This is a genomic window from Aeromicrobium sp., from assembly GCF_049586495.1.
Classification (GTDB): Bacteria; Actinomycetota; Actinomycetes; order Propionibacteriales; family Nocardioidaceae; genus Aeromicrobium.
Genome location: NZ_JBAVCB010000079.1, coordinates 1 through 11391, shown reverse-complemented (window position 1 = coordinate 11391; position 11391 = coordinate 1). Strand labels below are relative to the sequence as shown.

Below are 11391 nucleotides of genomic sequence, written 5' to 3'. Positions count from 1 at the left end.
CACCTGCACCAGACCCGCCGACCAATGCCAGATCGACCATCGACAACCCTGGCCCCACGGTCAGACCGTCGGGGCGAACCTGTGGCCACTGTGCGAACTGCACCACCAGATGAAGTCACACGACGTCATCACCTGGACCCTGCCGTCCGGCCACACCGCCCCAGCAGAACCCGCCCGCCACGCAGCCTGATCCGTCTACAACCAGCCGGACCTCTTGAAGCGGGCGTAGACGTAGCCGCACAGCCCGGCGATGAGCAGCAGGCACAGCGGGTAGCCGTAGCGCCAGGACAGCTCGGGCATGTTGGTGAAGTTCATGCCGTAGATCCCGGCAATGGCGGTGGGCACGGCGAAGAGGGTGGCACCGGCGGTGAGCTTGCGCATGTCCTCGTTCTGCCGGACGCTCAGCTGCGCCAGGTGGGCGTTCAGCGCGTTGTCGAGCAAGTGATCCACCGAGTCGATGGCATCAGCCGCTCGCGTCAGGTGGTCGGAGATGTCGCGGAAGTATGGCTGCGACTCAGAGGGCATCGACCCCGTGGCGAAGCGTTGGATCGGGTCGCGAAGCGGCATGACCGCGCGCCGGAACTCCAGCGTCTCGCGCTTGAGTCGGTAGATGCGCGACGAGTCGTTGGTGTTCTCCGCCGAGAACACCGAGGACTCCACCTCCTCCACATCGATCTCCAGCTCCGCAGCGACGCGCTCGTACTGGTCCACGATGCTGTCGACCACCGCGTACAGCGCGGCCGTCGGCCCGTGTGAGAGGTGCTCGATCATCTTGTCGGCGGTGCGGCGGGCGTCCTTCAGGTCCCGGCCGCCGTGGCGCACCGTGAGCAGGTACTGGGCGCCGAGGAAGATGTTGACCTCGTTGGTGGTGATGTCGTCATCGCTGTAGATGACGGTGCGCAACGAGATCAGCGTGTGGTGGGAGTACTGCTCGACCTTGGGTCGCTGGTGCGCCTTGAGGGCGTCCTCGATGGCCAGCGGGTGCAGGGACAACGCCCCGCCTACTTCGGTCATCTCGTTCTCGGTCGGGTCGTTGATGCCGATCCACAAGAAATCGTCACCGCCGAGCTCGGCCAGCACTGCGTCGAGGGAGGCTCGGTCACTCGCGGTGTCCTGTCGCACGCCCGCGCGGTACACCGCACAATCGATGATCACGTGGACATTGTCCGACGATCTGGCACGAGACAGGCGACGACAGGCCGCAACAGGTCAGTCGATACGCTCAGAACCATGCGTAGCTGGACGAGCCCGATCGTGCCGTCCCTTGACGACCTCGGATTCGGCCGCGGTCCTGCCGTCGAGGTCCACGACACCGCCACCGGTGCCCTGGTGACCGTCGACCCCGACCACCATGCCCGCCTGTATGTCTGCGGCATCACGCCCTACGACGCCACCCACATGGGCCACGCCGCCACCTACCTGGCCTTCGACCTGCTGCAACGTGCGTGGCTCGACGCCGGTCTCACCGTCACCTACACGCAGAACGTCACCGACGTCGATGATCCGTTGCTGGAGCGCGCGACCGCGACCGGAATCGACTGGGCCGAGCTCGCCGAGAACCAGATTGAGCTGTTCCGTACCGACATGACTGCATTGCGTGTCCTCGCTCCCGACCACTACATCGGAGCGGTTGAGTCGATCGACCTCGTGGTCGACATGGTGGGCCAGCTCGACGCCGCCGGAGCCGTGTACCGCGTCGACGACGACCTCTACTTCGATGTGCACGCCGACGCTGACTTCGGCGCCGTGTCGGGCTACGACGAGACCACCATGCTGCAGGTCTTCGGCGAACGCGGAGGAGATCCCGAGCGGGCCGGCAAGAAGCACCCGCTGGACTGTCTGCTGTGGCAGGCAGAGCGCCCCGGCGAGCCAGCGTGGGACACCTCGCTGGGCCGCGGCCGTCCCGGCTGGCACGTCGAGTGCGCCGCCATCGCGTTGGAGCACCTCGGTACGGGCTTCGACGTGCAAGGCGGGGGGTCGGACCTGGTGTTCCCGCATCACGAGATGTCTCGTTCGGAGTCCGTGGTCGCCACCGGAGAGAATTTCGCTCATTCCTACGTGCACGCCGGCATGGTCGGCTACGACGGCGAAAAGATGTCCAAGTCCAAGGGCAATTTGGTGCTCGTGTCAGCCCTCCGCGAGGCCGGACGCGACCCGGTGGCGATCCGTCTGGCGCTGCTGGCCCACCACTACCGCAGCGACTGGGAGTGGTTCGAGGCCGAGCTGGTCGTCGCCGAACAGCGACTCGCCGCCTGGCGCATCGCCGTGGATCGACCTGAAGGGCCCGCTGGCGACGACATGGTCAGCGCCCTGCGGGCCGCACTCACTCACGACCTCGACGCCCCGGCTGCCCTGCGGGCCGTTGATCAGTGGGCGGCAGGCGCGGGACACGACCCCCGCGCCTCGACGACGGTGCGTACCGCGCTCGACGCGTTGCTCGGCATCAGCCTCTGACCTGCTGATGCCAGGCACCAGCGCACCGCCAGAGGCCGGCGGTCAGTCCTCGTCGGTGCGTCGTCGTAGATATCGCTCGAACTCCTTGGCGATGGCGTCGCCGCTGGCCTCGGGCAGATCGCTGGTGTCGCGCTCGTTCTCCAGCGATTCCACGTACTCGGCGATGTCAGAGTCACGCTCGGTCAGCTCTTCGGCGCCACGCTGCCACGCTTCGGCCAGCTCGACGAGGATCCCTTGCGGCAGGGGAAGCCCAGCGGCATCCTCCAGCGCGCCCAGGAGCGCCAACGTGGCTTTGGGACACGGCGGTTCGGCCAGGTAGTGGGGGACTGCTGCCCACAGCGTCGCGGTGGCGATTCCCTGATCGGTGGCGAAGTCGTTGAGGATCGTGGTGATGCCGACCGGCCCGCTGTAGCGCGAGGGCTCCAGCGACATGCGATCCATCATCTGCGGATCGTTGGTCGAACCGCTGACCGGGACCGGGCGCGTGTGCGGCGCATCGGCCAGCAGCGCGCCCAGCGTGTACAGCTCGGTGACGCCGGCCAGCCTGGCAACGCCGATCACGGTGGAGCAGAACGCCTTCCAGCGAAAGCTCGGCTCAGGAGCGCGCAACAGCAGGACATCTCGGTCGGACTTGCGTGGATGCGCGACGTACAGGCGCGGCGTGGGCCAGGTGATGGCTCGTTCGCCGAGCTCGCCCTGGTGCACCTGGGGCCGCAGGTGGTGCTCCTGGAAAGCGTAGTAGTCCTCGGGTTCGAGCTCCATCAACAGCTCGGCGTCCCAGTCGTCGATCAGGTGGTCGACGACGCCGGACGCTGCATCGGCGGCGTCGTTCCAACCCTCGAACGCCGCCACCATCCACGGGTTGCGCAGCTGCGGGATGTCGACGCCGTCATTCGTCCCCTCGTTCACCCGGCAAGCCTATCCCCGCGTCACTCGCCCTCGGGGCTGTAGGACAGGTTGGGTGCCAGCCACCGCTCGGCCTCGGTCGACGACCACCCCTTGCGATCGGCGTAGTCGTGCACCTGATCGCGCGCGATGCGGCCCAGCACGAAGTACTGGGACTCTGGATGCGAGAAGTACAACCCGCTGACGGCCGCACCGGGCCACATCGCCATGCTCTCGGTCAGTTGGATGCCGGTCTTGGCCTCGACGTCCAGCAGCTCCCAGATCGTCTTCTTCTCGGTGTGTTCGGGGCAGGCGGGGTAGCCCGGAGCCGGACGGATGCCGTCGTACTTCTCCTTGATGAGTTCCTCGTTGCTCCACGACTCGTTGGGGGAGTGAGCCCAGAATTCCTTGCGGACCCGCTCGTGCATCCGCTCGGCGAAAGCCTCGGCCAGACGGTCCGCCAAGGACTCGAGCAGGATCGCGTTGTAGTCGTCCATGTCCGCCTTGAACGCCACGATCCGATCGGTGATGCCAACGCCCGCCGTCACGGCGAACGCACCCACGTAGTCGCGCAGTCCTGTGGACTTCGGCGCGACGAAGTCCGCCAGCGACTTGCGGGCCGTGCCTTCGCGACCCTCGGTCTGCTGGCGCAGCTGGTGCAACGTCGTCAGGATCTCTGACCGCGTCTCATCGGTGTAGACCGCGATGTCGTCACGGTCCACCTGGTTCGCCGGGAACAGTCCGAACACACCGTTGGCCTGGATCCACTTCTCCTCGATGATCTGGTCGAGCATCTCCTGCGCGTCGTCGAACAGCTTGCGAGCGGTTTCACCGGTCGACGGGTTGTTGAGGATGTCGGGGTATCTGCCCTTCATCTCCCACGAGCTGAAGAACGGCTGCCAATCGATGTAGTCGCGCAGCTCCTCTAGCGAGTAGTCAGTGAACACCTTGACGAACTGGGTCACCTCGCCGTGCCGGTGATCGCAGTCCGGGCCCATGCAGACGTCCTTCGACTGCTGGGTCAGCATGCGCGGACGCGGTGGGGTGTATCCCTCCCACTCGATTCGTACGGCCTTGGCGCGGGCCTCGTCGAGAGTGAGCAGCTTGCGCGTGTCCTGCCGCGAAGCGTGCCGCTCACGCAGGCCCTCGTAGTCCGCCGACGTGTCCGCCATGAGCTTCTCGCGCTGCTCGTCAGACAGCAGCGCCGCCACGACCGGCACCGAGCGGGAGGCATCTTTTACCCACACGACCGGACCGTGGTACTTCTGGTCGACCTTCACGGCGGTGTGGGCGCGCGACGTGGTGGCGCCACCGATCAGCAACGGGATCTCGAAGCCCTGACGCTCCATCTCGACGGCCAGGTTCACCATCTCCTCCAGTGAGGGCGTGATGAGGCCGGACAGGCCGATCACGTCGGCGTTTTCCTCCCGCGCGGTGTCGAGAATTTTCTGGGCCGGCACCATGACACCGAGATCGACGACGTCGTAGTTGTTGCACTGCAGCACGACACCGACGATGTTCTTGCCGATGTCGTGCACGTCGCCGCGAACCGTGGCCATGACGACCTTGCCCTTGGCTCGGTCAGCGTCGCCGGGCTGCTTCTCCGCCTCGATGAACGGCAGCAGGTAGGCCACCGCCTTCTTCATGACCCGAGCCGACTTGACCACCTGGGGCAAGAACATCTTGCCGTCGCCGAACAGGTCACCGACGACGTTCATGCCGTCCATGAGCGGTCCCTCGATGACCTCGATCGGCCGGCCACCACGGGCGCTGATCTCGGCCCGAAGCTCCTCGGTGTCGGTCTCGGCGAACTCATCGATGCCCTTGACCAGGGCGTGGGTGATGCGTTCGGTGACTGGCAGCGATCGCCACTCCTCGGTCGCGACCTCCTTGGGCTGGCCGTCGCCGGCGAAGTCGGCGGCAATCTCCAGCAGTCGCTCCGTGCTGTCGGGACGACGATTCAAGATGACGTCCTCGATGCGCTCGCGCAGCACCGGATCGACATCGTCGTACGGCACCAGGGCGCCAGCGTTCACGATTCCCATGTCCATTCCAGCGGCGATCGCGTGGTACAGGAACACCGCGTGGATGGCTTCGCGGACCGGGTTGTTGCCGCGGAAGGAGAACGAGACGTTCGAGACGCCGCCGGACACCAGAGCGCCCGGCAGGTTCTGCTTGATCCAGCGGGTCGCCTCGATGAAGTCGACGCCGTAGTTGGCGTGCTCCTCGATGCCCGTGGCCACCGCGAACACATTCGGGTCGAAGATGATGTCCTCGGGCGGGAAGCCGACCTGGTCGACCAAGATCCGATAGGCGCGTTCGCAGATCTTCTTGCGGCGCTCGAGATTGTCGGCCTGCCCGTCCTCGTCGAAGGCCATCACGACGGCCGCGGCGCCATGCTTGCGACACAGCTCGGCCTGGCGGACGAAGTTCTCCTCTCCCTCCTTCATCGAGATCGAGTTCACGATCGACTTGCCTTGCACGTTCTTGAGGCCCGTCTCGATGACCTCCCACTTGGAGGAGTCGATCATGGTCGGCACACGGCAGATGTCGGGCTCGGTGGCCACCAGACGGGTGAAGCGGTTCATCGCCTCGACGCCGTCGATCATGCCTTCGTCCATGTTGATGTCGATGACCTGCGCACCGTTCTCGACCTGCTGGCGAGCCACGTTCAGTGCTGTTGGGTAGTCGCCGTCCTTGATCAGGTTGCGAAAGCGCGCCGAGCCGGTGATGTTGGTGCGCTCGCCGACGTTGACGTACAGCGACTCCTCCACCACCGAGAAGGGCTCGAGGCCCGACAGCCGCAGCGCCAACCCGGCTTCGACCGGGATGCGTGGCGCCTTGCCCTCCACACCCTTGGCGATCTCGGCGATGTGAGCCGGCGTGGTTCCACAGCAGCCACCAACCAGATTGACGAAGCCGGCGTCAGCGAACTCCGACACGATGGCCGCGGTCTCCTCGGGCGCTTCGTCGTACTCGCCAAACGCATTCGGAAGTCCGGCATTGGGATAGCAGCTGACGTACGTGTCGGCGATCCGCGAGATCTCGCCGATGTAGGGGCGCATCTCCTTGGCGCCGAGCGCGCAGTTCAGACCCACCATCAGGGGCTTGACGTGCCGCACGGAATGCCAAAACGCCTCGGTGGTCTGACCCGACAGGGTGCGGCCCGAGGCGTCTGTGATGGTGCCGGAGATGATGACGGGCCAGCGGCGACCGTGCTCCTCGAACAGGGTCTCCAGCGCAAAGATCGCGGCCTTGGCGTTGAGCGTGTCGAAGATGGTCTCGACCATCAGCAGATCGGCGCCGCCATCGACCAGGCCGTTCGCCTGCTGCAGATAGGCCACGACCAGCTCGTCGAAGGTGACGTTGCGGATGCTGGGGTCGTTGACATCGGGGGAGATCGACGCGGTGCGGCTGGTCGGACCGATGGCACCGACCACGTAGCGCGGCCGATCAGGCGTCCGTTCAGTCATCTCGTCGGCTGCGAGGCGGGCCAGGCGGGCCGACTCGACGTTCAGCTCGTAGGCCAGCTCCTCCATGCCGTAGTCGCTCAACGACATGGTCGTGGCGTTGAAAGTGTTGGTCTCGATCAGATCCGCGCCCGCCTCGAGGTACTCGCGGTGGATGTCCGCGATGATCTCGGGCTGAGTGATGGACAGCAGATCGTTGTTGCCCTGGACATCGCTCGGCCAGTCCTTGAATCGTTCGCCGCGGTAGCCGGCCTCGTCAGGCCGGTCGCGCTGGATGGCAGTTCCCATGGCGCCATCCAGGATCAGGATGCGAGTCTGCAGAGCCGTGACGAGATCGTCGGTGGCGTCCGGGCGGTGGTGCACCGCGCTGGAATCGGGTGTGGCCATGGAGCATTCCTTCTGACGGCTGTCGGGCGGAACGCTGGGGATCGCCAGCCGGCGGCGGGCTCGCCTAGGCCTCGGGGGATCCCGAACGGAGTCTTCATTGTGCCACGTCGCTATCGTGTCGGGGTGAAGGACTATGCGGCCGTCCTGTGGGACCTCGACGGCACGATCGTCGACACCGAGCCGATGTGGATCGCCGCCGAGCACGAGCTCGCAGCCGAGCATGGCGCCGAGTGGACTCACGAAGACGCCCTGCAGCTCGTCGGAAACTCATTGATCGCCAGCGGCGAGTACATCCGCACCCGGCTGGACCTGTCGCTCAGCGCCGAGCAGGTGGTCGACTACCTCGTGACCCGCCTGGTCGCGGCGTTGCAGGCAGATGTCCCATGGCGGCCCGGGGCAGTCGAGCTGATCACCGCACTGTCGGATCGGGGGATGCCGCAGGCGCTGGTCACGATGTCGTACGTGCCGATCGCGGCGCCGATCGTCGCAGCGCTACCTTTCCAGGCTGTGGTCACCGGCGACGCGGTGCCCCGCCCCAAGCCACATCCCGACCCCTATCTGCTGGCCGCAGAACGACTCGGCGTGTCGGCGGCTGACTGCCTCGCCATCGAGGACTCGCCGACGGGTGCCGCATCTGCCAACGCCGCCGGGTGCGACGTCGTCGTCGTGCCGCACATGGTGCTCGTGCCTGATCAGCACCGACGTCGATCTCTGCCGACGCTGTCCGGAATCGATGCGGTCGCGTTGCTGTCCGTGTTCACCTGACCATGCGGCAGACTGGAGCCGTGAAGCCCCGACCGACGTCTCGACCGGCTGGCACGTGGCGGTTGTGGCGAACCGGCGACGTCGACGTCTTGGTGCGCCCGTCGTTGCTGGTCATGGGCGCCGTGCTGATCGTCGTGTTCGCAGGCCGCTTCGACGGTCGCACCGACACCAACCCCTACCTCGTCGCCACGGGATTCGTGCTTGGTCTCTACGTGTCGGTCTTGGTGCACGAGCTGGCCCACGTGGCCGCCGCCCGGGGTTTTGGCATGCGGGTCCACTCGGTGACCTTGCACCTCCTGGGGGGCGAGACGTCCATCGAGGGCGAGAGCCGCCGCCCCTTCCAAGAACTGTGGATCGCCATCGTCGGCCCCCTGACGTCGGCCGCCATCGGCGTCATCGCCCTGGCCATCGGCCGCAGTCTGGAGGGAACGGCGGCGACACTGCTCGCGGCGATCGGGCTGGTCAACCTGCTGGTCGCCGCGTTCAACATGATTCCCGGACTGCCACTGGACGGCGGCCGCGTGCTGCGCGCCCTCATCTGGGCCATCACCGGTCGCGAGATCCTCGGCATTCACGTAGCGGCCTGGATCGGACGACTCACCGCCGTTGCGGCCGTCGTGTGGGCCGGTCTGCGACCGCGCAACGAGACCTACGCCGTCGACCTGATCGTGGCTGCTCTGGTCGCGTGGTTCCTGTGGACCGGGTCGAGCCAGGCCCTGCATCACGCGTCGCGTCGCAGCAGGGTTGACGGACTGGTCGCCCGCGACCTGGCGGCGCCGGTTCCGGCGCCCGCTCATGCCGTGCGACTCGACGCCGACCTGCGTGGCCAGGAGCTGCTGCGCCGCGTCGCCGCCCAACCCGCCGAGGAGTACGCGCTCGTGGACTCCGACGGATCTTTGGTCGGCGTACTCACCCGGGACGCCATCGACGCCGCCTACCGGAGTGCCCGATGAATCAGCTGATCGAGGGGGAGTGGGTCCGGCTCACCGACTCCAAGGGGCGCAAGCACAACTTCCCCCTGAAATCAGGCGCCGAGTTCTCCACCAAGAAGGGCCAGGTCCGGCACGACGACATCCTCGGCCAGCCCGAGGGCATCGTCATCGAATCGTCCATGGGCGGTCAGTACCAGGTGTTCCGTCCGCTGCTGTCGGAGTATGTCGTCTCGATGCCGCGTGGAGCCGCGATCATCTACCCCAAGGACGCGGGCCAGATCCTGATGTGGGCCGACATCGCTCCGGGACTGCGGGTCGTCGAGGCTGGCGCCGGTTCGGGCAGCCTGACCACTTACCTGTTACGCGCCGTCGGACCCACCGGACATCTGGGTTCGTACGAGATCCGCGAGGACTTCGCCGAGATTGCCCGTCGCAACGTCGAACAAGCGATGGGCAGGGCACCGGAGTCCTGGACGCTGACGATCGGCGACGTGCGTGAGGTGATCGCAGAGCCCGAGATCGACCGTCTGATCCTCGACATGGTCGACCCGTGGAGCTGCATCCCGCTCGCGGTGGAACGACTGGTGCCCGGTGGCATCGTCTGCGCCTACGTCGCCACCACCACACAGCTGTCGCGCTTCGTCGAGTCGTTGCGCGAGGACGGCAGCTTCACCGAGCCCGTTGCATGGGAGACCCTGCAGCGCGACTGGCACCTCGAAGGCCTTTCCGTCCGGCCCGATCACCGCATGAACGGCCACACCGCGTACCTGGCGACGGCGCGCCGCATGGCTCCGGGGCAGCACACGCTGGAGCGCTCGCGTCGACCCGCGCCCGGCGCTTACGGCCCGGACTACACCGGACCGCGTCCCTTCGGTTCCCAGATCGACACGTCGTCGTAACCGAACATGACCGGACCGGCGGGGTCTGGGCGGGTAGGGTCATTTCCACGAGCAGGAGGTGGCGATGAACGACGAAACCCACACCAGTGGCCCTGAACAGGAGCTGGCCTACTTGCGCGCCGAGGTCGAGCACCTGCGGCGCCGACTCAGCGGCGAGAGCTCCACTGATGCGCGACTGCGTGATCTCGAGGCCCGTTTGTCAGCCACCACGACGCAGAACGATCGGCTCACATCCACCTTGCGCGAAGCGCGCGATCAGATCGTCGGCCTCAAGGAAGAGGTCGACCGCCTGGCTCAACCGCCCACCGGTTTCGGCACCTTCCTGCAGGTCAACGATGACGAGTCGGTCGACGTGTTCACCGGCGGCCGCAAGCTGCGAGTCAATGTCAGCCCCACTGTCGACCGTGACGAACTGCGCAAGGGCCAGGAGGTCATCCTCAACGAGGCCATGAACGTGGTCCAGGCGCTGGCGTTCGAGGAGGTCGGCGAGGTCGTCTCCTTCAAGGAGGTCCTCGAAGACGGCCTGCGCGCGTTGGTCATGGGCAACGCCGACGAGGAACGCATCGTCCGGATCGCCGAGTCGCTCACCGGCACCAAGCTGCGTCCGGGCGATTCACTGCTGCTGGACTCCCGTTCCGGCTATGTGTATGAGCGCATCCCCAAGAGCGAGGTCGAGGACCTCGTCCTCGAAGAGGTCCCTGACATCGACTACGAGTCGATCGGCGGCCTGCGCGGCCAGATCGAATCGATCCGCGACGCCGTCGAGCTCCCGTACCTCCATCCGGAGATCTTCATCGAGCACGAGCTCAAGCCGCCCAAGGGTGTGCTGCTGTACGGACCGCCCGGTTGCGGCAAGACCATGATCGCCAAGGCGGTCGCGGCGTCCCTGGCCAAGAAGGTGTCGGAGAAGACCGGCGAGGAGGGCCGCTCGTTCTTCCTGAACATCAAGGGCCCCGAGCTGCTCAACAAGTACGTCGGTGAGACCGAGCGCCACATCCGGCTGGTGTTTCAACGCGCTCGTGAGAAGGCCAGCGAGGGCACTCCGGTCATCGTCTTCTTCGACGAGATGGACTCGCTGTTCCGTACCCGGGGCTCGGGCGTCTCCTCCGATGTCGAGAACACCATCGTGCCGCAGCTGCTCAGCGAGATCGACGGCGTCGAGGGCCTGGAGAACGTGCTGGTCATCGGTGCGTCCAACCGTGAGGACATGATCGATCCGGCCATCTTGCGGCCCGGCCGACTCGACGTGAAGATCAAGATCGAACGACCCGACGCGGAGGCGGCCGACGACATCTTCAGCAAGTACCTGACCGCTGGACTTCCGCTGCACGAGGACGATCTGGCCGAGTTTGGCGGAGACCGCCAGGCCTGCGTGACCGGCATGATCCGCAGCACTGTCGAGCGCATGTACACCGAGAGCGAGGACAACCAGTTCCTCGAGGTCACGTACGCCGGCGGCGACAAGGAGATCTTGTACTTCAAGGACTTCAACTCCGGCGCCATGATCCAGAACATCGTCGACCGCGCCAAGAAGATGGCCATCAAGGACTTGCTGGAGCACGGTCAGCGTGGGCTGCGGGTGCAGCACATGCTGCAGGC

At 66.2% G+C, this 11391-nt stretch carries 8 protein-coding genes; 5 read left to right on the top strand and 3 right to left on the bottom strand.

The features are described 5' to 3' along the window. Nucleotides 1-195 precede the first annotated feature (195 nt). On the bottom strand, nucleotides 196-1155 hold the full coding sequence (corA, locus tag WB508_RS04545) for a magnesium/cobalt transporter CorA (protein ID WP_423843695.1): 960 nt from the start codon (nucleotides 1153-1155) through the stop codon (nucleotides 196-198). Between the two features lie 75 nt (nucleotides 1156-1230). Here corA and mshC point away from each other — a divergent pair, with 75 nt between their 5' ends. Beyond that, nucleotides 1231-2454, top strand: coding sequence for a cysteine--1-D-myo-inosityl 2-amino-2-deoxy-alpha-D-glucopyranoside ligase (gene mshC, locus WB508_RS04540; RefSeq protein ID WP_423843694.1), 1224 nt, complete (start codon nucleotides 1231-1233; stop codon nucleotides 2452-2454). A 42-nt stretch (nucleotides 2455-2496) separates the two neighbouring features. On the opposite strand, the gene WB508_RS04535 is transcribed toward mshC, so the two are convergent. Both WB508_RS04535 and metH read right to left on the bottom strand, forming a co-directional pair. Continuing rightward, on the bottom strand, nucleotides 2497-3363 hold the full coding sequence (locus WB508_RS04535; RefSeq protein ID WP_423843693.1) for a PAC2 family protein: 867 nt from the start codon (nucleotides 3361-3363) through the stop codon (nucleotides 2497-2499). Between the two features lie 20 nt (nucleotides 3364-3383). Further along, the gene (metH, locus tag WB508_RS04530; RefSeq protein ID WP_423843692.1) at nucleotides 3384-7196 is read right to left on the bottom strand and encodes a methionine synthase; all 3813 of its coding nucleotides are present in this window, start codon (nucleotides 7194-7196) and stop codon (nucleotides 3384-3386) included. 123 nt (nucleotides 7197-7319) lie between these two features. On the opposite strand from metH, the gene WB508_RS04525 reads away from it, so the two are divergent. From WB508_RS04525 to arc, 4 genes are all read left to right on the top strand, one after another. After that, a complete protein-coding gene (locus WB508_RS04525; protein ID WP_423843691.1) occupies nucleotides 7320-7961 on the top strand; it encodes an HAD family hydrolase in 642 nt (213 codons plus the stop codon). A 20-nt stretch (nucleotides 7962-7981) separates the two neighbouring features. After that, nucleotides 7982-8914, top strand: coding sequence for a site-2 protease family protein (locus tag WB508_RS04520; protein ID WP_423843690.1), 933 nt, complete (start codon nucleotides 7982-7984; stop codon nucleotides 8912-8914). After that, nucleotides 8911-9792, top strand: a complete 882-nt coding sequence (locus WB508_RS04515) for a tRNA (adenine-N1)-methyltransferase (protein WP_423843689.1) — start codon at nucleotides 8911-8913, stop codon at nucleotides 9790-9792. The genes WB508_RS04520 and WB508_RS04515 overlap by 4 nt, the downstream gene beginning before the upstream one ends. A 64-nt stretch (nucleotides 9793-9856) precedes the next feature. Beyond that, nucleotides 9857-11391: proteasome ATPase (gene arc / locus WB508_RS04510; RefSeq protein WP_423843688.1), on the top strand; the 1535-nt coding region annotated here is incomplete at its 3' end.